This window comes from Stenotrophomonas sp. TWI700, assembly GCF_039673645.1.
Classification (GTDB): domain Bacteria; phylum Pseudomonadota; class Gammaproteobacteria; order Xanthomonadales; family Xanthomonadaceae; genus Stenotrophomonas; species Stenotrophomonas maltophilia_AA.
Genome location: NZ_JBDJMB010000024.1, coordinates 22,161 through 43,391, shown reverse-complemented (window position 1 = coordinate 43,391; position 21,231 = coordinate 22,161). Strand labels below are relative to the sequence as shown.

Annotated in this window: 24 protein-coding genes; 14 read left to right on the top strand and 10 right to left on the bottom strand. The window is 66.9% G+C overall.

Annotation, left to right across the window (positions count from 1 at the left end):
* Window positions 1-13: 13 nt before the first annotated feature.
* From ABE473_RS15275 to ABE473_RS15265, 3 genes are all read right to left on the bottom strand, one after another.
* Window positions 14-907 (bottom strand): ABC transporter ATP-binding protein, encoded by an 894-nt coding sequence (locus tag ABE473_RS15275; RefSeq protein WP_346490082.1) that lies wholly within the window; start codon window positions 905-907, stop codon window positions 14-16.
* 68 nt (window positions 908-975) lie between these two features.
* Complete coding sequence (locus tag ABE473_RS15270) at window positions 976-1,392, bottom strand: hypothetical protein (RefSeq protein WP_346490081.1); 417 nt, start codon at window positions 1,390-1,392, stop codon at window positions 976-978.
* A complete protein-coding gene (locus ABE473_RS15265; RefSeq protein ID WP_179459550.1) occupies window positions 1,389-1,985 on the bottom strand; it encodes a sigma-70 family RNA polymerase sigma factor in 597 nt (198 codons plus the stop codon). The genes ABE473_RS15270 and ABE473_RS15265 overlap by 4 nt, the downstream gene beginning before the upstream one ends.
* 113 nt (window positions 1,986-2,098) lie before the next feature.
* Here ABE473_RS15265 and ABE473_RS15260 point away from each other — a divergent pair, with 113 nt between their 5' ends.
* Window positions 2,099-2,425 (top strand): hypothetical protein, encoded by a 327-nt coding sequence (locus ABE473_RS15260; RefSeq protein ID WP_176990115.1) that lies wholly within the window; start codon window positions 2,099-2,101, stop codon window positions 2,423-2,425.
* 18 nt (window positions 2,426-2,443) lie between these two features.
* Here the strand turns inward: ABE473_RS15260 and ABE473_RS15255 are convergent, their stop codons facing one another.
* A complete protein-coding gene (locus tag ABE473_RS15255; protein ID WP_179459549.1) occupies window positions 2,444-3,475 on the bottom strand; it encodes a LacI family DNA-binding transcriptional regulator in 1,032 nt (343 codons plus the stop codon).
* A 312-nt stretch (window positions 3,476-3,787) separates the two neighbouring features.
* Here ABE473_RS15255 and ABE473_RS15250 point away from each other — a divergent pair, with 312 nt between their 5' ends.
* The 6 genes from ABE473_RS15250 to ABE473_RS15225 all read left to right on the top strand — a co-directional run bounded on the left by ABE473_RS15250 (window position 3,788) and on the right by ABE473_RS15225 (window position 8,970).
* Window positions 3,788-4,333 carry a single-stranded DNA-binding protein gene (locus tag ABE473_RS15250; RefSeq protein WP_346490079.1) on the top strand — a complete coding sequence of 182 codons (546 nt, stop codon included), beginning with the start codon at window positions 3,788-3,790 and terminating at the stop codon, window positions 4,331-4,333.
* A gap of 160 nt (window positions 4,334-4,493) precedes the next feature.
* On the top strand, window positions 4,494-4,787 hold the full coding sequence (locus tag ABE473_RS15245) for a hypothetical protein (protein WP_179459535.1): 294 nt from the start codon (window positions 4,494-4,496) through the stop codon (window positions 4,785-4,787).
* A 235-nt stretch (window positions 4,788-5,022) separates the two neighbouring features.
* Entirely contained in the window at window positions 5,023-5,925 is a 903-nt protein-coding gene (locus tag ABE473_RS15240) for a TIM barrel protein (RefSeq protein WP_346490078.1), read from the top strand.
* 26 nt (window positions 5,926-5,951) lie between these two features.
* On the top strand, window positions 5,952-7,637 hold the full coding sequence (locus tag ABE473_RS15235; RefSeq protein ID WP_346490077.1) for a GMC family oxidoreductase: 1,686 nt from the start codon (window positions 5,952-5,954) through the stop codon (window positions 7,635-7,637).
* Complete coding sequence (locus ABE473_RS15230; protein WP_346490076.1) at window positions 7,637-8,212, top strand: gluconate 2-dehydrogenase subunit 3 family protein; 576 nt, start codon at window positions 7,637-7,639, stop codon at window positions 8,210-8,212. The genes ABE473_RS15235 and ABE473_RS15230 overlap by 1 nt, the downstream gene beginning before the upstream one ends.
* Window positions 8,212-8,970 (top strand): DUF1080 domain-containing protein, encoded by a 759-nt coding sequence (locus ABE473_RS15225; RefSeq protein WP_346490075.1) that lies wholly within the window; start codon window positions 8,212-8,214, stop codon window positions 8,968-8,970. The genes ABE473_RS15230 and ABE473_RS15225 overlap by 1 nt, the downstream gene beginning before the upstream one ends.
* 33 nt (window positions 8,971-9,003) lie before the next feature.
* On the opposite strand, the gene ABE473_RS15220 is transcribed toward ABE473_RS15225, so the two are convergent.
* From ABE473_RS15220 to ABE473_RS15200, 5 genes are read right to left on the bottom strand one after another with little or no spacing between them, the layout of a single operon-like run.
* Window positions 9,004-9,294: a cytochrome c gene (locus ABE473_RS15220; protein ID WP_346490093.1), complete on the bottom strand. Its 291-nt coding sequence runs from the start codon at window positions 9,292-9,294 to the stop codon at window positions 9,004-9,006.
* A 21-nt stretch (window positions 9,295-9,315) separates the two neighbouring features.
* Window positions 9,316-10,194, bottom strand: a complete 879-nt coding sequence (locus tag ABE473_RS15215) for a sugar phosphate isomerase/epimerase (RefSeq protein WP_346490074.1) — start codon at window positions 10,192-10,194, stop codon at window positions 9,316-9,318.
* A gap of 19 nt (window positions 10,195-10,213) precedes the next feature.
* Window positions 10,214-11,338, bottom strand: a complete 1,125-nt coding sequence (locus ABE473_RS15210; protein WP_346490073.1) for a Gfo/Idh/MocA family oxidoreductase — start codon at window positions 11,336-11,338, stop codon at window positions 10,214-10,216.
* Between the two features lie 12 nt (window positions 11,339-11,350).
* The gene (locus ABE473_RS15205) at window positions 11,351-12,568 is read right to left on the bottom strand and encodes a nucleoside permease (RefSeq protein ID WP_346490072.1); all 1,218 of its coding nucleotides are present in this window, start codon (window positions 12,566-12,568) and stop codon (window positions 11,351-11,353) included.
* A 26-nt stretch (window positions 12,569-12,594) separates the two neighbouring features.
* Window positions 12,595-13,647, bottom strand: a complete 1,053-nt coding sequence (locus tag ABE473_RS15200; protein WP_346490071.1) for a sugar phosphate isomerase/epimerase family protein — start codon at window positions 13,645-13,647, stop codon at window positions 12,595-12,597.
* 95 nt (window positions 13,648-13,742) lie between these two features.
* Here ABE473_RS15200 and ABE473_RS15195 point away from each other — a divergent pair, with 95 nt between their 5' ends.
* The 3 genes from ABE473_RS15195 (at window position 13,743) to ABE473_RS15185 (ending at window position 16,351) form a co-directional block, all read left to right on the top strand.
* Window positions 13,743-14,792 (top strand): LacI family DNA-binding transcriptional regulator, encoded by a 1,050-nt coding sequence (locus ABE473_RS15195; protein ID WP_346490070.1) that lies wholly within the window; start codon window positions 13,743-13,745, stop codon window positions 14,790-14,792.
* On the top strand, window positions 14,783-15,808 hold the full coding sequence (locus ABE473_RS15190; RefSeq protein ID WP_346490069.1) for an AI-2E family transporter: 1,026 nt from the start codon (window positions 14,783-14,785) through the stop codon (window positions 15,806-15,808). The genes ABE473_RS15195 and ABE473_RS15190 overlap by 10 nt, the downstream gene beginning before the upstream one ends.
* An 81-nt stretch (window positions 15,809-15,889) precedes the next feature.
* A complete protein-coding gene (locus ABE473_RS15185; protein ID WP_346490068.1) occupies window positions 15,890-16,351 on the top strand; it encodes a DUF1801 domain-containing protein in 462 nt (153 codons plus the stop codon).
* A gap of 13 nt (window positions 16,352-16,364) precedes the next feature.
* On the opposite strand, the gene ABE473_RS15180 is transcribed toward ABE473_RS15185, so the two are convergent.
* The gene (locus ABE473_RS15180) at window positions 16,365-18,410 is read right to left on the bottom strand and encodes a TonB-dependent receptor (protein WP_346490067.1); all 2,046 of its coding nucleotides are present in this window, start codon (window positions 18,408-18,410) and stop codon (window positions 16,365-16,367) included.
* Window positions 18,411-18,552: 142 nt separating this feature from the next.
* On the opposite strand from ABE473_RS15180, the gene ABE473_RS15175 reads away from it, so the two are divergent.
* From ABE473_RS15175 to ABE473_RS15160, 4 genes are all read left to right on the top strand, one after another.
* Window positions 18,553-19,029: a DUF1801 domain-containing protein gene (locus ABE473_RS15175; protein WP_346490066.1), complete on the top strand. Its 477-nt coding sequence runs from the start codon at window positions 18,553-18,555 to the stop codon at window positions 19,027-19,029.
* Between the two features lie 117 nt (window positions 19,030-19,146).
* On the top strand, window positions 19,147-20,271 hold the full coding sequence (locus tag ABE473_RS15170; RefSeq protein ID WP_346490065.1) for a metallophosphoesterase: 1,125 nt from the start codon (window positions 19,147-19,149) through the stop codon (window positions 20,269-20,271).
* Window positions 20,272-20,275: 4 nt separating this feature from the next.
* Window positions 20,276-20,809 carry an alpha/beta hydrolase-fold protein gene (locus ABE473_RS15165; RefSeq protein ID WP_346490064.1) on the top strand — a complete coding sequence of 178 codons (534 nt, stop codon included), beginning with the start codon at window positions 20,276-20,278 and terminating at the stop codon, window positions 20,807-20,809.
* An 11-nt stretch (window positions 20,810-20,820) separates the two neighbouring features.
* Entirely contained in the window at window positions 20,821-21,168 is a 348-nt protein-coding gene (locus ABE473_RS15160; RefSeq protein ID WP_346490063.1) for a hypothetical protein, read from the top strand.
* Window positions 21,169-21,231: the final 63 nt, after the last annotated feature.

The following is a 21,231-nucleotide window of genomic DNA, read 5'->3' as shown; positions in this document are numbered from 1 at the left end:
GGGCGGGCTCCGGTCAGGCGGCCCGCGACTGCAGGCGCAGTCGCGGGAAATCGACGTCTTCCAGATCGGGAGCAACGACGGCGAAGCCGTCGCCGGGGTCGGTCGCGCTGTGCACGTGGATCACCGGCCGGCCACCGACCAGGCGCGTGGACAGCACCACATGGTTGGCTTCGTAGTCGGGCAGTTCGGCAACGTCCACCTGCTTGCGCCAGACCTGGTGCTGCAGCGCGTCGATCGCATCGCTGGGCTTGCCGGTCAGCAGCACCTGTCCCTTGTTCATGATAGCCATGCTGGGGCACAGGTCGGTGACATCCTCGACGATGTGCGTGGACAGGATCACCGCTACGTTCTCGCCGATCGCCGCGAGCAGGTTGAGGAAGCGGTTGCGCTCTTCCGGGTCGAGCCCGGCGGTGGGCTCATCGACGATCACCAGGCGCGGATCGCCGAGCAGGGCCTGCGCGATGCCGAAGCGCTGGCGCATGCCGCCGGAGTAGGTGCCGAGTTTGCGTTTGCGCGCATCCCACAGATTGACCTGCTGCAGCAGGGCCTCCACCACTTCGCGGCGCTGGGCCTTGTTCGTGAGTCCCTTGAGCACCGCGAAATGGTCGAGCAGGTCCAGGGCGCTGACCTTGGGATATACCCCGAAGTCCTGCGGCAGATAGCCCAACCGCCGACGCACCGCATCCTTGTCACGCAGCACGTCGATGCTGGCCTCCCCGGGAATGGACAGGGTGGCCGTGCCGCTGTCCGCTTCCTGCAGCGTGGCCAGCGTCCGCATCAGCGAGGACTTGCCGGCGCCGTTGGGACCGAGCAGGCCGAACATGCCGCGGGGAATATCGAGCGTCACACCCGCAAGGGCATGCACACCATTGGCGTAGGTCTTGGACAGCGCGCGGATCTCAAGCATGCGGACAGCTTCCCCTGGGCGATACCTCGGTTATCCGCCCTATTCAGATAGGCTGCATCCGCCGTAAGTCATGGGTGCCCGCGGCCGGTCGTCCGCCAACGGGCCGCCAGCCACGATACCGCCACGCATCCGGCGCCAGCGAGCACCCACCCGGTCGCCGCGCGGCCCGCGGCCTGCTCGATCGCGCTCCACCATGCCGGGCCGAACAGGGTGCCCACTGCCAGGGCAGCGATGGCCAGCACGACCAGCAGCACCCGCGACACCCAGCGCTCGATGCCGGCGTCATGGCGGGCGATGCGCAGGGCGACCTCGCGGGCGAAGCGCATCGGCGGCCCGCGCTGTGGTGCGGAGGCGATCGCCTCGGCGATGCGCAGGTAGTCGACGTCGTCCGGGCCGGCGCGCTGGCCGCTTAGGGCGGCGCGCAGGCCACGTTCCTGGGCCTGCCACTCCTCGGGGTCGATCCGGGGCTCGTCTGCGGTGCTCATGCGGGCACTCCAATACGGGATTCCAGCAGCTCGCGTAGTCGCTTGCGGCTGCGGAACAGGTGGCTCTTGATGGTGCCTTCGGCCAGGTCGGTCAGGGTGGCGATCTCGGCGATGGAGATCTCTTCCAGATGATAGAGCGTGAGCAGGGTGCGCTGCAGCGGCGGCAACGCGTCGATCGCGGCGTGCAGATGGGCGTTGATGTCCTGCTCGCTGGTGTGCGCCTCCAGATCGTGGCCGTCGCCGATCTGGTCGATCAACGCGGCACCGTCTTCGGTCACGCTGTTGTCCACCAGCGGAATGCGGCGCCGCTCCAGGTGGCGCCTGGCGATCGAATAGGCGACCTGCGCCACCCACGATTTCAGTGCGCTCTCGCCGCGGTACTGATGCAGCGTCTGATGGATGCGAAGGAACGCTTCCTGGCACAGCTCTCGGGTGTCGTCCGGATGGCGGACCATGCGGTCGACCACGCGCCAGCACAGTCCTTGATACTCGCGCACCAGCTGCTCGAACGCCCCGGGCTGCCGCGACAGGATGGCGGCGACCAGGGCACGGTCGGCGTCGAGGCAGTCGGCAGGGGTGGGCGGCGCGCGCATGTCCCATAGGGATACGTCGAGTGCGCCATCGGTTGCAACCGGGGCCCGTGCAACCGATCCCGCCCCGGCCGTATCTCAGTGGACAAGCCCCTCCTCAACGGAACGTACGCACCATGGATTACAACCTGATTCTGCCCGTCGTCCTGATCCTCGGCATCGTGTATGCCATCAAGAGCGTGGTCGACGGCCACACCCGGCGGCGGATCGTCGAAGCCCGCGGCTCGGAAGAGCTGGTGCGCTCACTGCTGGCCGGCGACACCACCAAGCGGCGGCTGGCCGCGCTGCACTGGGGCTGCGTGATGCTGGCCCTGGCGCTCGGTTTCGGGCTGGTGGATGTCCTCGGCATCGACCGGGTCACGCCCGGGGCGATCGCGCTGCTGCTCGGTGCGACCGGGCTGGGCAATGTCGTGTACTTCGTGCTGGATCGTCGTTTGAAATAAGCCGACAGCGGTGAATGCTCAGCCGCGCAGCGAGGATTCCCGCAGCACCTGCTTCACCGCGATGCTCTGGCCTTCCACCGGCTGGCCTTCGATCAGTGCCAGCAGCTTTTCCACCAGCAGGTGCCCGGCCTGCTTGGTGTCCTGCTGCACGGTGGACAGCGGCGGGGACACCGAGGCGGCCAGCGGGATGTCATCGAAACCGGTGACGGCCACATCCTCCGGGACACGCAGCCCATGTTCGCGCAGGGCACGCATCGCGCCGATCGCGATCAGGTCGCTGGCCGCGCACAGCCCATCGATACGCTCGCCGCCTGCCAACAGCGCCTGGCAGGCATCGAAGCCGGACTGCTCGGTGGTGATCGCATCGTGCTGCAATGAAGGCTCGGCGGTCAGGCCGCGCACCCGCATCGCCTCGACGTGGCCGCGATAGCGCTGCTCGAATTCGGGATAGTGGCTGGAGGCGTGGCCGACGAAGGCGATCCGGCGGCAGCCCTGGTCGAGCAGGTGGGCGGTGATGTCAAACCCGCCCTGGAAATTGTCGCTGCCGATCGAGACACCCGGCTGGTCGGGCAGGGACGCCCCCCAGCGCACGAAATGGGTGCCTTGCTCGACCAGCCGCTGCAGGCGCTCGCGCGACTCATGGTAGTCGCCGTAGCCGAGCAGGATGATGCCGTCGGCCTTGTTGCTGTCCTCGTAATCGGCCTGCCAGTCGGTGGACAGCTGCTGGAAGGAGACCAGCAGGTCGTAGCCGCGCAGCGCGCAGGCGCGCGTGATCGAGCCGAGCATGGCGTGGAAGAACGGGTTGATCAGCGAGTCGTCGTTGGTCGGGTCCTCGAAGAACAGCAGGGCCAGCGTGCCGGCATTGCGCAGGCGCAGGCTGGAGGCGTTCTTGTCGACCTTGTAGTTCAGCTCCCGGGCGATGGCCAGGATCCGCTGCCGGGTCTCGGCATTGACCATCGGGCTGCCGCGCAGTGCCCGCGACACCGTCGGCTGGGAGACGCCGGCCAGGTGGGCGATATCGAGGGAGGTGGCTTTACCGCGGATGGTCATTGCTGCAGGCGTGGGAACAGTGAACGGACATCATGCCATGCGCCGCCAGGGCCGGGCCGGGCGGAGGGAGGGCCCCCGCGCCAGCGGCCGGCGGGCTGCGGGCGCAACCGCCGTCACCCTTGCGGCATATGGCTCGAGCAGGTTTCCGGTCGCTTCCGGCCGGAATTCCGACAGGGCCGGGGACGATGGCAATGATAAGATGGGTCGTTCTGGATTCCCCCAATTTCACCTGGGGCGGCCCCGCGTATCTGCAGCCTGTCCGGGGCTGTGATATGACTGCGGCCTGCCCTCGGACAACGGAAGAGCAACCCTATGGCGCGTGGCATCAATAAAGTCATCCTGGTCGGCAACCTCGGCAACGACCCGGACGTGAAGTACACCCAGGGCGGTATGGCGATCACCCGCATCAGCCTGGCCACCACCAGCGTCCGCAAGGACAAGGATGGCAACCAGCAGGAGCGCACCGAATGGCACCGCGTGGTGTTCTTCGGCAAGCTCGGCGAAATCGCCGGTGAATACCTGCGCAAGGGCAGCTCGGTCTATGTCGAAGGCAGCCTGCGTTACGACAAGTACACCGGCCAGGACGGCGTGGAGAAGTACTCCACCGACATCATCGCCGATGAGATGCAGATGCTCGGCGGCCGTGAAGGCGGCGGTGGCGGCGGTGGTGCTGGCGGCGAACGTCCGCAGCGCCAGCAGGCGCCGCGCCAGGAGTACGGCGGTGGTGGTGGCGGCGGTGGTGGTGGTCAGCGCGGCGGCGGTGGTGGTGGCTACGGCCAGCAGCGCCCGCAGCAGCAGGCCCCGCAGCAGTCGGCGCCGCCGATGGACGACTTCGCTGATGACGACATTCCGTTCTGATTTCTGATTTTTACGGATGCAGATGAAACCCCGGTAAGCCCCCGTGCTTGCTGGGGTTTTTCTTTTCTGCACGGGACGTTCGGGTTCCTGCTTGTCTGACGCCGGTCTTCTATCTCTGGTCGTGGCACGATGGGTCATTGCTCAAGGAAGGAGTGACGGCATGCGACTGACCGACCAGGAACTCAAGCACGTGCTCAATGTCGACTGGGGGATGCGATTCTGGCGCTGGTTCCGCTGGGTGCTGCTGGTCATCCTGGCAGTGGCCGCGACCGGTGGTCATACCGGCCTGATGAAGCAGGCACCGAATGCGTGGCTGATCGCCGGCGCGGTCTATCTGCTGGTCGCCTGGCCGGGCCTCTGTCGCGCGTATGTCTATCGCTCGCTGCGGCGCATGATCGAGGCCGACCCGGAGGCGCGCGAGCAGCTGCGCCAGGCGATGCATCGCCGGCGATGAGTGGATGCCTGCCGCGAGGCGGTGCTGATCTCCCGCAGCCGGGTGAACGCGATTGCGCGGCACGCGGCCCTCCCATCGCACGCACGCGGCGACAGGCAGTACGCGCGTTGTGCCCCGCAACATGCGTTTTCGTGCACCGCGTCTTGCAAAAAAACGATGTCCTCCTCTATGGTGCAATCGATTGCATTGCAGCGGATCGTCAACGTTTGATACCGGTTGGGAGGCCGGAAGACGGATGTCCATCCATTCGATCAGACCGGCGCCGTCATCGGGGCCGGGGCTCACGCGGCGTGATGCACTGCGCCTGGCGGCCGCCGCGAGCCTTGGGCTGGGTGCTGCGGGCGTGCTGCCGGCGTTTGCCGCCGCCGCGCCGCTCAAGGGCAACCTGAAGCACGCCGTCGCCCGTTGGACCTTTCCGCAGCAGTCGGTTGCCCAGCTGTGCAGGACGGTGCAGGAGATCGGATTCGCCGCCATTGATCTGGTCGGCCCGGAGGACTGGCCCACGCTGAAGGCCCATGGCGTGGACAGCTCGATGTGCAACGGCGCGGAGCTGGGCCTGACCAAGGGCTTTGCCGGCCGCGAGTTCCACGACCAACTGGTGGAGCGCTACACGCGGCACATCGATCTGGTCGCCGATGCCGGCTACCGCAACCTCATCTGCTTCTCCGGCAATCGCAATGGCATGGACCCCGAGCAAGGCATGGCCCATGCCGAAGCGGGGCTCAAGCGCATCCTCCGGCACGCCGAGAAACGCAACGTCGTACTGGTGATGGAGTTGCTGAACTCCAGGGTCGATCATCCCGACTACCTCTGCGACACCTCCGCCTGGGGCGTCGAGCTGTGCCAACGGATCGGCTCGGATCATTTCGGCCTGCTCTACGACATCTACCACATGCAGATCATGGAGGGCGACATCATCGCCACCATCGGCAGGCATCACGCGTACTTCAAGCACTACCACACCGCGGGCGTGCCTGGCCGGCACGAGATCGGGGATCAGCAGGAACTGAACTATCCGGCCATCTGTCGCGCGATCCGCGACACCGGTTTCGATGGGTATCTGGCGCAGGAATTCATGCCTGCGGCGCCAGATCCCGTCGGCTCGCTGCGCGAGGCGATCCGCCTCTGCGACGTCTGAAACGATATCCACCAGGTGAGAGATCCATGGCAGACAATCATTACGACGCCATCGTTGTTGGCTCGGGAATCAGTGGCGGTTGGGCGGCAAAGGAGCTGACCGAGAAGGGCCTCAAAGTCCTGATGCTGGAACGGGGACGCAACATCGAGCACGTGAAGGACTACGTCAACGCGATGAAGGAGCCGTGGGACTTCCCGCATCGTAACCGGCCAACCCAGGCGATGAAGGCCGCGTTCCCGGTACTGATGCGCGACTACGCGCTGGCCGAGAACCTGCAGGGGATGTGGGCCGACGAACAGGAATCGCCCTACATCGAGACCAAACGGTTCGACTGGTTCCGCGGCTACCACGTCGGGGGGCGCTCGCTGATGTGGGGCCGGCAGAGCTATCGCTTCTCCGATCTGGATTTCGAAGCGAATCTCAAGGAGGGCATCGCTACCGACTGGCCTATCCGCTACGCCGACATCGCGCCGTGGTACGACTACGTGGAGAAGTTCGCCGGCATCGCTGGCACGCGCGAAGGGTTGGATGTGTTGCCGGACGGCGAGTTCCTGCCGCCGATCCCGTTGAACATCGTCGAAAAGGACGTGGCCGCGCGGATCAAAAAGGCCTTCGGCGGCACCCGGCACATGATCCACTCGCGCACCGCCAACATCACCCAGCCCATGCCCGAGCAGGGGCGTGTCAACTGCCAGTACCGCAACAAGTGCATCCTGGGCTGCCCCTTCGGCGCCTACTTCTCGACCCAGTCGGCGACGCTGCCGGCCGCCATGAAGACCGGCAACCTGACCCTGCGCCCCTTCTCGATCGTCAAGGAAGTGCTCTACGACAAGGACCGCAAGCGTGCGCGCGGCGTGGAAGTCATCGATGCCGAGACCGGGCAGACCTACCAGTACACGGCCAAGGTGATCTTCCTCAACGCATCCTCCTTCAACTCGACCTGGCTGTTGATGAACTCGGCCACCGATGTCTGGGAAGGCGGGCTGGGCTCTGCGTCGGGCGAGCTGGGGCACAACGTGATGGACCACCATTTCGGTGCGGGTGCCTCCGGCCGGGTCGAGGGCTTTGAGGACAAGTACTACTTCGGCCGGCGTCCCTGCGGCTTCTACATTCCCCGTTTCCGCAACGTCGCCGAGGAAAAGCGCGGCTACATGCGTGGCTTCGGTTATCAGGGCGGCGCGAGCCGCAACGGGTGGTCGCGCGAGATCGCCGAGCTGAACATCGGTGCCGACCTGAAGGAGGCGCTGACCGTACCCGGCGACTGGCGCATCGGCATGACCGGGTTCGGCGAGATGCTGCCGCACCACGACAACACGATCCGCCTCGACCGGGACCGCGAGGACAAGTGGGGACTGCCGGTGCTGGCGATGGATGTATCCATGCGCGCCAACGAGCTGGCCATGCGCAAGGACATGGCCGCCGATGCCGCCGAGATGCTGGAAGCCGCCGGCGTCAAGGACGTGGAGATGCACGACAACGACTATGCCCCGGGCAAGGGCATCCATGAAATGGGCACCGCGCGCATGGGGCGTGACCGCAGGAACTCCGTGCTGAACCAGCACAACCAGGTATGGGATGCGCCCAACGTCTATGTCACCGACGGCGCCTGCATGACCTCCAGCGCGTGCGTGAATCCGTCGCTGACCTATATGGCGCTGACCGCGCGGGCAGCCGACCACGCTGTGCGCGAACTGAAAGCGGGGAATCTCTGATGGACCGCCGCGAACTGCTGAAGATGATCGTCGCCGCCACCGGTGCGGCGATGATCGGCCTGCCCGCGCTCGGTCAGGCACAGGCTCCTCCCGCAGGGCCGAAGACGCCGTTCTCCGACGCGGATGTCGGCACGCTGGACGAGATCGCCGAGACCATCCTGCCGCGGACGAAAACGCCGGGGGCGAAAGACGCAGGCGCCGGTGCGTTCATGGCGACGTTCGTCAGCGACTGCTACACCGCTCGGCAGCAGGCGACGTTCCGCGCCGGCCTGGCCGATATCGACAAACGCGCGGGCGGTCGCTTCGTTTCACTTGCGCCGCAGGCCCGCACCGAACTGCTGCGCGCGCTGGATGCTGAGGCCAGGAAACACGCAGTCGAGGTCACCGAGACCGGCACCGCCGAAGAAGGCGAAGCAATGCCGCATTACTTCACGATGTTCAAGCAGCTGACCATCTTCGGTTTCTTCACCTCCAAGGTCGGCGCAACCGAGGTCCTGCGCTACGTCGCCGTGCCGGGTCGCTACGACGGCGACCTCGCCTATGTTCCCGGTACGCCTGCCTGGGGGACCAGCTGATGGATCACGCCATGAAGATCACGCCTCTATTGATCGCCGCCGGTGTGCTGGCCGCTGCACCGGCGTTCGCGCAGGCCGGTGCCGATCCCGCGCGCGATCCAACGAAGACCGAGGTGTGGACCCCCGTGCCCGCGAGCGTGGCCACGCCGCCGGGCCGCGCGCCCTCCGACGCGATCGTGCTGTTCGATGGCAGGGATGTTTCTGCCTGGGAGGCGGAGCAGGGTGGGCGCGTGCCCTGGAGCGTCGCCGACGGTGCGCTGACCGTGGTGCCGGGCAGCAAGGGCATCCGCACGAAACAGCGCTTCTGCGACATCCAGCTGCACGTCGAATGGCGCTCGCCCATCGCGACCAAGGGCTTCGACGGCCAGGATCGGGGCAACAGTGGCATCTTCCTGCAGGAGTTGTATGAGCTGCAGGTGCTCGACAGTTACAACAATCCGACCTATGCCAATGGCCAGGCCGCCTCGCTCTACAAACAGGCCATGCCGCTGGTGAACGCCTCGCGTGCGCCGGGCGAGTGGCAGGCCTACGACATCCTCTGGAAGGCACCGCGCTTCTCGCCGGGCGGCGGGCTCACCTCGCCCGCCCGCATCACCGTGCTGCACAACGGCGTGCTGGTGCAGGACGACACCGTGCTGGCAGGCAAGACCGAATACATCGGTGCGCCGTCGTACGCGCCGCATGCGTGCGCGCCGATCTACCTGCAGGAGCACGATTCCAGGGTCAGCTACCGCAACATCTGGGTGCGCGAGCTGTAGCGCCGACACGAAACGGCTGCCGGCGCCGGTAGCCTAGTGCGCCAGGTAACTGGCGATATCGTCGATCTCCTGGGGCGACAGCTGTGGAAACGGCGGCATCAACCCGCCGCCCTTGCTGATCTTCTCCTTGATCTGCGCCGGCTGCAGCCGCTTGGCGACGTCGGTGAGCGCGGGGAACGTCGGCGGTACACCGGCGCGCTCGGCGCCGTGGCAGGCCGTGCAGTGGGTTGCGTAGAGGGTCGCGCCGGCCGCGGGGTCGTCCTTGGACCACGCCTCAGGGGCAAGCAGCGCACTCGATGCCAGTACGGCGAGGATCGGGATCAGTCTGAAACGCGTATTCAAGCATTACTCCTTTGCTGGCTGGCGCGGTGCGCTGGCGGGCAGGCGGGCAGTCAGGTGTCTGCGCAGGTAGTCCGCCCCGGCCTGGATGACCTTGGCCGGATCACGCGGCTGGTCGTGTTCGATGATGTACCACCGCACCCCGGCATCCGCCGCGGCCGGCAGGATCGCGTTCCAGTCCAGCACGCCCTGGCCGACGGCGGCGAAACCGCCCTCGTCTTCGGCCTGGCCCTTGGGTGCATTGTCCTTGGCGTGCACCGCGAACAGGCGGCCGCGGAATGTCGCCAGCATGGCCGCCGGGTCATGGCCCGCACGCGCGACCCAGGCCAGGTCCAGCTCGGTCAGCAGATCGGGTCCGGCGGCCGCGAACAGCAGTTCCAACCCTGTCCTGCCGTTGAAGTCGACCAGCTCGAAGTCGTGGTTGTGGTAGGCCAGCTGCATGCCCTTGGCCCGTGCCTGCCTCGCGATTCCGCCGAGTTCCCGGCCCAGTGCGGTCCAGCCTGCGGCATCGGTGGGTCGATCCTTTTCGTCCAGGTAGGGCACCACCAGCGTCGTGTTGCCGATCGACCGGTTGAACGCCACCACGCCGTCCAGGTCCCTGCGCAGCTCGGCCAGTTGCACGTGGGACGAAATCGCCCTGATCGAATACCTGTCCAGCAGCTGCTTGAGTTCGGCGGCGCTGACGCCCTGCGTGCCCACCGTTTCCACCGCACCCACGCCCGCGTCATGGACGATCTTCAACTGCTGGTCGAGCGAGCCGGCGTTGCGCAGTGTGTACATCTGCACGGCGATGGGCTTCTGCGGGGTGACGATGTCGTGCGCGAAGGCGGGCAGGGCAGCGAGCAGCAGAGCGAGGATTACAGTTCCGCGAACAGAGGTGTTCATCAAGAGAGTCTCCCGGGATTCAGCCGATGGTGGTCCAGGCACGTGTCCTGGCCGATGCGATGACGCGGTCTACGATCCGCGCCGAGCGCAGTCCGTCTTCGAAGGTGGGCAGGCCCTGCGGCCGCTCGCCTTCGATGGCGCGATAGGTGTCGGCGACGAACGCCTCGAAGCAATGGCCGTAGCCCTGCGCGTGCCCGGCCGGCAATACGGACAGCCGGCGCTGTTCGGCACTGCCGGCCCCCGGCCCACGCACGAAGGTCTCCTCGCGCTGGTCGGGCAGGCCGATCCACAGCCGCTCGGCGCCCTCCTGGTTGAATGCCACGCTGGACCTGGCGCCATCGATCTCGAACCAGAGGCGATTGTGGCGTCCGGCAGAGACCTGGCTGACCGTCAATGACGCCAGCGTACCCGCACCGGTCCTGAACATCGCTGCCGCCACGTCCTCGCTGGTTACCGCCTGCATCGCGCCGCCCCCCGCTGGCGTGGTGAAGCTCTGCCCGCCCACGGCACCGCGCTCGGCGATCACCGTGGCGAAGGCCGCGCTGACGTCGACGAAACGCTCGCCGCTGACCCATTCCACCAGGTCGCACCAGTGCGAGCCGATGTCGGCGAACACGCGCGAGGCGCCGCCCAGCGCCGGGTCCACGCGCCAGTTGTTGCTGGCGGGGTCCAGCAGCCAGTCCTGCAGGTAGCTGCCGTGGATCAGGTGCAGCGGCCCCAGCTCGCCCTGCGCGATGCGTGCGCGTGCCTCGCGGACCACCGGGTGGTAGCGGTAAACGAAAGGCACCGTGGCGACCAGCCCGGTCGAGGCGGCCAATGCCGCCAGGGCCTCGGCGTCTTCCAGCGTTGTCGCCAGCGGCTTCTCGCAGATCACGTGTTTGCCGGCTTCCAGTGCGGCCTGCGCCATCGGGCGGTGCAGGTGATTGGGCGTACAGATGTGCACGACCTGCACCTGGGGATCGGCGACCACGTCCTCGATATCCCGATAGGCGTGCGGGACATTCCACGACTGCGCCACCTCTTGTGCGCGTTGCGGCGAAGAGGCGACCACGCCGCGGACATCCGCGCCGGCCAGCAGCGCCGCGCGACGATGCACGGCGCCGATCATGCCCGCGCCCACAATGGCGATTCCAAGCTTGCGCATCGGGTGGGCTCCTCAGTGCGTGGTGGGCGCGGCGGCAAGCACCGGCCGGTCGCGGAACAGCAGCAGGAAGGCGATCAGCACGACCAGCGCGACGCCGGCCGGGAACAGCCAGATCCGTTGCCAGTCCGGGCCTGCGGCCGTGGTGTAGTGCTCGACCACAGCGCCGGACAGGAACGTGCCGATCAACATGCCCACGCCGTAAGTGGCCAGGGTGATGAACCCCTGCGCGCTGCTGCGCGCGGCGGGGCCGGCATGCGCATCGGTGTAGATCTGGCCGGTGACGAAGAAGAAGTCGTAGCAGATGCCGTGCAGCACGATGCCGATCACCAGCAGGGAGAAGCCGCCGCCCGCATCGCCAAAGGCGAACATGGCGTAGCGCACCACCCATGCGGCCATGCCGACCGCCAGCATCGTCTTGACCCCCAGCCGCACGAACAGGAACGGCATCGCCAGCATCAGCAGGACTTCGGAGACCTGTCCAAGCGATTGCAGGCCGGCCGCGCCGCGCACGCCCAGGTCGTTGAGGTACGGGTTGGTGAAGTTGTAATAGAACGACAGCGGGATGCAGATGGCGATGGATGCCAGGAAGAACACCAGATACGAGCGCGACTTCAGCAGCCGCAGCGAATCCAGGCCCAGGATCTGCCCCAGCCCGGCGTCGCGCTGTTGCGCCAGCGGCGGCGTGTGCGGCAGCGTGAACGCATACAGGCCCAGCGCCAGCGATGCCATCGCAGCCATCTGGAACGTCAGCTCCAGCCGATGCGCCTGTTCCCAGCCCAGCCAGCCGATCAGCACGCCCGCCACGATCCAGCCGACGCTGCCGGCCACCCGCACCAGCGGGAAGTGTTTCTCAGGCGAGTGCATGTGCCGCATCGCAACGCTGTTGGCCAGCGCCAGCGTCGGCATGAACAGCAGCATGTACCCCATGACATAGGCGGAGAAGGTGCTGAAGTCCGTCGCCGTGGACGCCAGCCACATCAGCGCTGCACCGGCGAGGTGCAGCACCGCGAGGATGCGCTGCGCCGCGAAGTAGCGATCCGCGATCAGGCCGACCAGGAAAGGCGCGACGATGGCACCGATCGATTGGCTGAGGAACGCCGTCGCTACCTGGCTCGCGCTGGCCTGCAACGGCCCCTGCACCAGGTACGTCCCCAGGGTGACGAACCATGCCCCCCAGATGAAGAACTGCAGAAACATCATCGCGCCCAAGCGCGACATGGTGTGCGTCATGGCTTGCCCTCCCAGGCAGTGATGGCTCAGATCCCCAGCATGCGGCGCAGGGATCCAGGATCGGTGCCGCTGTCGGCAAAGTCGTCGAAGGCGCGCTCGGTCACGTGGATGATGTGGTCGCGGATGAAGGCGGCGCCCTCCCGTGCGCCGTCTTCCGGGTGCTTCAGGCAGCACTCCCACTCCAGCACCGCCCAGCCCGGGAAGTCGTACTGCGCGAACTTCGAGAAGATCGCCTTGAAGTCGATCTGCCCATCACCGAGCGAGCGGAACCGCCCCGGACGATCGATCCAGTCCTGGTAGCCGCCATAGACGCCACTGCGCGCACTGGTGCGGTACTCCGCGTCCTTGACGTGGAAGATGCCGATACGGTCGTGATAGCGGTCGATGAAGCCCAGATAGTCCATCTGCTGCAGCAGCAGGTGGCTGGGGTCGTACAGGATCTTTGCGCGGGGGTGGTGGTCCACCACGTCGAGGAAGCGCTCGAAGGTCGCGCCGTCATGCAGGTCCTCGCCCGGGTGGATCTCAAAGCACAGGTCCACGCCGCAGGCGTCGAAGGCATCCAGGATGGGGCGCCAGCGACGGCCGAGTTCGGCGAAGGCTTCTTCCACCAGCCCGGGCGGGCGTTGCGGCCACGGATAGAAATAAGGCCAGGCCAGCGCGCCGGAGAACGTGGCATGCGCTGTCAGTCCCAGGCGCTGGCTGGCCTTGGCGGCCAGCAGCAGCTGCTCCACCGCCCAGGCCTGGCGGGCGGCCGGATCGCCGCGCTTGTCGGGCGGCGCGAATCCGTCGAACAGGCTGTCGTAGGCGGGATGGACGGCGACCAGCTGCCCTTGCAGGTGGGTGGACAGCTCGGTGATCTGCACACCATGGCCGGTCAGCATGCCGGCGACGTCGTCGCAGTAGGCCTGGCTGCGGGCCGCCTCGGCCAGATCGAACAGGTGGGGCGCGCTGGTGGGCACTTGTACGCCAGAATAGCCCAGCCCCGCGGCCCACTCGGCCAGCGTGTCCAGCCGATCGAATGGAGGTGTGTCGCCGATGAACTGCGCCAGGAACAGCGCTGGACCCTTGAGCGTCTTCAACGTGATTCATCCTCGATGCAATCGATTGCATTATCCTAGCAGGGGCTTTCGCAGGACGCGTTGTGCAGTGCACAGCGGACAGAAACACTAACGCCATGGCAACCATCTACGACATCGCAAAACACGTTGGCGTCTCCGCCGGCACGGTGTCGCGGGCGCTGTCCCGGCCGGAGAAGGTCCTGCCGGCCACGCGTACCCGCATCGAGCAGGCGGCCGCCGCACTCGGCTATGTGCCCAACACGGTTGCCCGCACGCTCAAGACCCAGCGCAGCGGCAAGATCCTGGTCACCGTCCCGGACATCGCCAATCCGTTCTTCGCCCAGATCCTGCAGGGTGCGGAGGACGCCGCGCAGGCCGTTGGCTACGCCGTCCTGCTCGGTGATACCCAGCATCAACCCGACCGCGAGGAGCGCTACGCGCAGATGCTCCGGCGCAACGAGGCCGACGGTCTGATCGTACTGGGGCATCGCCTTCCGCCGACGGCGCGTGCGATCGTCCAGCAGCTGGGCGCCGCTGCGCCGGTGGTCAATGGATGCGAGTTCGATCCTGCGCTCGGCATTCCCAGTGTCCACATCGACAACGCCGCCGCCGCGCGCGCCGTGATGGACCACCTGTATGGACTGGGGCACGAACGGATCGCCGTGGTGGGCGGGCCGCCCGACAATCCCCTCCACCAGCAACGGCTCGAAGGGGTCCGGGCCGCCGGCAGGGCGCGCGGCCGCCTGCGCCAGCTGGGCGTGGTGCCGGGCGACTTTTCCGTGGAATCCGGCCATGCGGCGGGCATGGCGCTGCTGGCCCGCGCGCCGATGCCGACCGCGGTGTTTTGCTTCAGCGACCAGATGGCGCTGGGCGTCCTGGCGGCCTGCCGGGATCTGGGCATCCGGGTGCCGGGTGATCTGTCCGTCGTCGGCTTCGACGACTTGGCATCGTCGCGGTATCTCACGCCGCCGTTGACGACCATCCGGCAACCGATGCGGGAGATCGGTTCCCGCGCGGTCAACCTGCTGCTCGCCATCATCGAACGTGTCGATGTGCCGCTTCAGCAGACGCTGGATTTCAGCTTGATGCTGCGGGGCTCGACGGCTGCGCCCGCACCACATCCACTACCATGGGCCACCCGTCAGGATGCGCCCGCATGTCCCTAGTGATCCCCGCGTTGCCCACGCCGCCCACCGCCCGCATCGCGGCCTGGGTGCTGATCCTGCTCGGCATGTGGCTGACCCTGAAGCTGGGCCTGGTGGTGACCTTGCTGTCGGGCCTGCTGGTGTTTCACCTGACCCACCTGCTGGCCTCCACCGTCGAAGGCAAGCTGCCGCCGGGGCGCGCACGGGCCTATTCGGTGATCGTGCTGTCGGCGCTGATCATCGGTGCACTGACGCTGGCGGCGATCGGCATCGCCTCGTTTTTCCGCAATGAAACCGGTGGGCCGGATGCGCTGCTGATGCGGCTGATGGACATCCTCAATACCTCCCGCCACCAGGTGCCGGACCTGCTGCAGCCGTACATCCCCGAAGACCTGCAGGCGCTGCGCACGGCCATGAACGACTGGGCCGCCACCCACCGCCAGCAGCTGGGCATCGCCGGCACCTCGGCGGTGCAGATCAGCGTGCGGATCCTGATCGGCATGGTGCTGGGCGCGATGATCGCGCTCTACGACGAGCTGCCGCTGCCGAAAATGGGGCCGCTGGCGCGCGAGCTGATCGGCCGCACCAGCCGCCTGGCCACGGCCTTCCGCCAGGTGGTGTTCGCGCAGGTGAAGATCTCCCTGCTCAATACGCTGTTCACCGCCATCTTCCTGCTCGGGGTGCTGCCGCTGTTCGGCGTACACCTGCCGCTGTCCAAGACACTGGTGCTGATCACCTTCCTGGCCGGCCTGCTGCCGGTGGTGGGCAACATCATCTCCAACACCGTCATCACCATCGTGGCGCTGTCGGTGTCCTTCTATGTCGCCGTGGTCGCACTGCTGTACCTGGTGGTCATCCACAAGCTGGAGTATTTCCTCAACGCGCGCATCGTCGGAGGGGAGATCCAGGCGCGGGCGTGGGAGCTGCTGCTGGCGATGCTGGTGATGGAAGCCGCCTTCGGGCTGCCGGGCCTGGTCGCAGCGCCGGTGTTCTACGCCTACATCAAGCGCGAACTGCTGGACCAGCGCTGGATCTGAGCCGGGGCGGCCGCGTGTGGCGCGTTGCCGCCAGGCCCGGCGCGGTCTATAACGCCTGTGGGTCTCCAGAGGAACGGCACCATGGCGTCGAACGGTCCACGAGCGTCAGCTGACAAGGGAAAGCCCTCGATCGCTGACGGCGAACCGCGGTTGCTGTCAGGCGGCAACCCGCAGATTCCCAAAGGCGAGGGCGATGGCCCGGTGCAGGCCTATATCGCGGCCATGCCCGGCTGGAAGCGTGCAGTGGGTGAACGGCTGGATGCGCTGATCGTGGCCACCGTCCCGGGGGTGCACAAGGCGGTCAAATGGAACTCGCCGCTGTACGGGATCGAAGGCGATGGCTGGTTCCTGAGCCTGCATTGCTTCACCCACTACATCAAGGTCGCGTTCTTCCGGGGGAAGGCACTGCAGCCGGTCCCGCCGGTCGCCTCCAAAAGCCAGGACACGCGCTACCTGCATATCGAGGAAGGCGTGCCGCTGGACGAAGCGCAGTTCCGTGCCTGGGTACAGCAGGCCAGCCGGCTGCCCGGCGAACGGATGTGAGGGCAGGGCTGCCCTAGAGTTTCAGGTTCAATGACACGTACGCCGAGCGCCCCGGTGCCGGCGAGAACATCGGCTGGTCATCGCCGCCCCAGAAGAAGGTGTCGTACCACGCATAGGCGTAGTCGCGGCCGGTCAGGTTCTTGACCTGCACATCGACACTCAGCCGCTCGGAAAGCTGGTACGACGCGCTGGCATCGAGCACCGCGAAGGCGCCGAATTTTCCCTGCGTGTTGCGCTCTTCAATGTAGTAATCGCCCTGCATCCGGCCCTGCAGCCCGAAGCTCCAGCGTTCGTTGCTGCGGTAGTCGAGCCCGAGGTTGCTGATGTAGCGCGGCGTGGCGATGACCTCGTTGCCGGCGAGGGCGGTGCCGTCGGTGGTGAACGCGCGGACCACCTTGGCCTGCTGGATCGCGTGCGAGGCCCACAGCGTCCAGTGGTCGCCCAGCCGCGAGCTGAACTGCAGATCGACGCCTTCGCGACGGGTCTGGCCGAGGCCGACCGAGGTGCCGGTGGCCGGCATGTTGGCGACTTCGTCGGTCGCGTCCTGGCGCCACACCGCGATGCGCGCGTCGGTGCCGACGGCCGGGGTGAACTTGATGCCCACTTCCTTGCCGGTATTGATCGAGGGCCGGAACGTGTCCTGGCCGGCGGTGAGGTAGGCCGGTGCGGTGGAACCGGTCAGTACCTGGAACGTCCTGCCCCAGTTGGCATAGACGTTGAGCGCGGGGGTGATCGCATAGACCACGCTCAGCTTGGGCTGTTCGATGGTGCCGTAGCGCTGCAGCGGGGCGGTGATGCCACCCGGCAGGCGGGTGCTGCCGGAGAAGCGGTCGACGCGGTAGGCCGGCACGATTTTCAACGCAGGCGTGGGCTGGTACACGGCCTGTACGTACGCACCGAGGTTGTCCAGCGTGTAGCGGTCATCGTTCTGGATCCGCGCCGGGGTCGAGAAATCGGTGGGAACGGACTGGGCATAGCGCAGGCGACGGTAGGAGTTGCCCTGGTGCTCGGCATTGAGACCGCTCTCGACCGTCAGCGCAGGCGTGGCTGCCCACGTCAGCGTGCTGAGCAGGCCCGTCTGTTTCTCATCCCACTGGCGGCGCTGGCGCGGTGCGTTGCCGGGCACGTAACCGGTGAACGTCACCTGCCGGTCGTCCTCGTAGCGGTTGTAGTACAGCTTGTTGCTGACGTGCACCGTATCGCTGAGCTGCAGATCCAGATGGGTGCTGAGATGGCGCATGTCGCGGTCGTCGACGTCGTTGGCATTCTTGAGTGCGGATCCTCGGCGGTCCGTGGCCAACTCATCGGCGGTCATGAAACCGGGCTCGTCCGCCTCGTGGTGGTACACGCGCGCGATCAGACCGAGGTTGAACAGGTCACCGTCACCGCTGTAGAACCACTTGCCGCCCAGCGAGTACTTCTTCGAACGGTCGTGGTCGCGGTAGCCGTCGGAGGCCTGCGAGGCCAGGAAGTAGTTCTGCGCGACACCGTTGGCTTCGCGTCCGATCGCGACCTGCGCTTCGCGGGTGTTGTAGCTGCCATACGTGAGCCGCGCATCGGTGTAGGTACCGCCCTGGCGGGTGCCGAGATTGATGTTGCCGCCGATGTTGTGCAGGCCGTAGCGCGGGTCGTTGGTGCCGCGCACGACCTCGATGTAGTCGATGTCCAGCGGAAACACCATGTCGATGAAGCGCTGGTTGCCGCTGTTGACGTTGCTGGGAATCCCGTCGATCAGGATCTTGATGCCGTTGAGGTAGCCCTCGCCATTGAACGCGCGGAAGGTGGCCTTGCCGGACTCCGCGCCCTGGCGGGTTTCGGTCAATTGCATGCCCGGCATCTGGCCGAGCAGTTCCCAGCTGTTGGAGACGTTCTTCTCATGCACCTGGTCGCCGCCCATCACATCCACCGAGGTCAGCACGCGGTTCGCGGCGAGGGGACGGCGGGAGCCTTCCCGCACGTGCACGCTGCCCAGGGTGATTGCCGCATCGCTGGATTGCGCGCGCGCTTCGCCGGCGCACAGGGTCGCCAGCACGGCGGACACCATTGCCTTGGTTCTCATCTAGTTGTGCCTTTCAGTAGCCGTGAGGACAGGGGTAGGGCAAGCGGACAGAGGTCGCTCGCCGAGGGGATGGGTGCCAACAAAAGAAATAATATAACATTGCATTAATGTTCGCTTCCCTTTGATCTCCGGCAGGCGCCGCATGCTTGATGGGCCCTTCGATCAGGTCTATAAGGCGCACGAAGGGCGCGCTGCCGCAGCCAGCGAGCCGTCCGCATCGCAGCAGATCGATGCGCGCATCCAGTCGCTGGATGATTGGCGGGGCGAGACCCTGGCGCGCATCCGCAGCCTGATCCACCAGGTCGATCCGGCGGTGGTGGAAACCTGGAAGTGGCGAGGCGTGCCCGTGTGGGAGCATGACGGCATCCTGTGCACCGGCGAGACCTACAAGGCGGCCGTGAAGCTGACCTTCGCCAAGGGCGCGGCGTTGCCCGATCCGAAGGGGCTGTTCAATGCGAGCCTGGAGGGCAACACGCGCCGCGCCATCGATCTGCACGAGGGCGAAACGATCAGCGCCACCGCGTTCAAGGCATTGATCCGCGCCGCGATCGCGCGCAACCGGGCAGCGAAGCTCCCCGCCGCTGCAGCGCGTGCGAAGGCGAGCCAGCGCTCTGCCTGAATCATCACGACCTCCTGCACTGGAACACGCCGCGCGATTCGGCAACGATGAAGGGCTGGGCGAGGCGGCAGCGATGCGGCCGGCCCATTCCCCCCCCAACGTTTCCAGGATGTGCCTATGCTGAGTGTGATCGGCTGTTTGCTTGCGTTGTATCTGGTATGGCGGCTGATCTGGCCGTTGCGGTTGCCGCGTCCGGTCCGGCTCGTGCTGGGGCTGCTGGTGGTGGCACTGGCGCTGCACCACCGGATCGTGGCGCAGTTCGCCGGGACCATGGCCTCGCCCGAGATTCCCAAAGCGTTGATCGCGGTGCTCGCGACCGGGTTCACCACGCTGCTGATCAGTGCGGTGTTCGTGCTTGTGCTGGATGCGCTGCTGCTGATCGCGCGACTGGTGCGGGCGCGGCGCGTGCTGCCGATGCTGCGTGCGCCGTGGCTGCGCCCTGCGGCGGGCACACTGGCGTTGCTGCTCTCCGCCTACGGTATCTGGCAGGGCATGGCGGTCCCCAAGCCGCGCCAGATCGAGGTGGCCATCGACGGGTTGCCGGCCGCGTTCGACGGCTATCGCGTGCTTCAGCTCACCGACATCCACGCCAGCCGCCTGCTCACCGGTGCCTGGGTGGAGAAGGTGGTGGCCGAGAGCAACGCCCTGCATCCTGACCTGGTGGTGATCACCGGTGATCTGATCGACGGCACTGTCAGCGCCCGCGCCAACGACTTCGCGCCTCTGGCCAGACTGCAGGCACCCGATGGTGTCATCGCCATCACCGGCAACCACGAGTACTACGCGCAGTACGCCGAGTGGATGCAGGCGTTCCGTGGGCAGGGGATGCAGGTGCTGGAGAACAGCCACACCCGGGTGCAGCGCCAGGGCGCCACGCTGACCATCGCCGGCGTCACCGATCCGGTGGCCGCGCGTTACGGCCTGCCCATGCCGGACCTCGCCACCGCGCTCGCCGGGGCAGACCCGCAGGCGCCGGTGATCCTGCTCGACCATCGCCCGGTGGAGGCACGCGCCAATGCCGCGAAGGGTGTGGCGTTGCAGCTTTCCGGCCACACCCATGGCGGTCACATCGTCGGCATGGACCAGCTGGTCAAGCGCGCCAACGGCGGCTATGTGTCCGGCCGCTACGAGGTGGATGGCATGACGTTGTATGTCAGCAACGGTGCCGGACTGTGGCCGGGCTTCGCGGCACGTATCGGCGTGCCGTCGGAGATCACCCTGATCACGCTGCGGAGGGGATGAGCCGATGCCTTGGAGTGAACGCCAGGAATGCGCAGGTGGCCTGGAGGTGGCGGCACCGACTGCCGTGACCGGGGTCGTGCTACCGGATACCGAAGCCTGGTGGGTCCGCGACCCGACGGGCCGGAACTACCCGGTCTGGGTGGCCCTGCCGGCCGGGTATGAGCGCGATACCCACCTGCGCTACCCGGTGCTGTATGTCACGGATGCGCTGTACAGCTTTCCGCTCGTGCGCAGCGTGCGCAACATGGTCGGGCAGGGCGGCGCGCACCTGACGCCGTTCATCCTGGTCGGGCTGCCGCCGCAGCAGGGGCTGAGCTCGCAGCAGAGCCGCTCACGCGACTACACGCCGACCCCGCCGGTGCGCTGTGCAGGCGACGACTACACCGATGGGATCATCTACGGCGGCGCTGCGCACTACCGCGATTTCCTGGAGGCGCATGTGCTGCCCCGGGTCGAGGCGCGCTATCGCACCGATCCGGCGCAGCGCGCCTTCGCCGGCCATTCGTACGGCGGGCTGTTCGGCATGTACGGCTGCTGACCCGCCCCGCGATGTTCCAGCGTTACCTGCTGTCCAGCCCATCGCTCTGGTTCGACCAGCATGTGATCGACCGGATCGAGGCGGACTACGCGGGCACGCACACGGACCTGGAGGCGCAGGTCGTGCTGTCGATTGGTGCGCATGAAACGCCCGCCTCCGATGCGCCGTTCGCCGCGCGCAACGACATGGTCGCGCATACCCGGCGCTTTGCCGATCGCCTGCACGGGCGCGGCTATCCCGGCCTGCAGCTGGAAACGCGCGTGGTCCCGGACGAGGATCACCTGACCGTCTACCCGGCCGTGCTGACCCGTGCGCTGCTGGCGATGTTCCCCAGCGCAACCCCGGCCGCAACCATGTGAATGTCCCGCCAGTGGCCGTGCACGCCTCGGTCACTGCGCTGCGCGGAGGCTGGGCGTACGAGC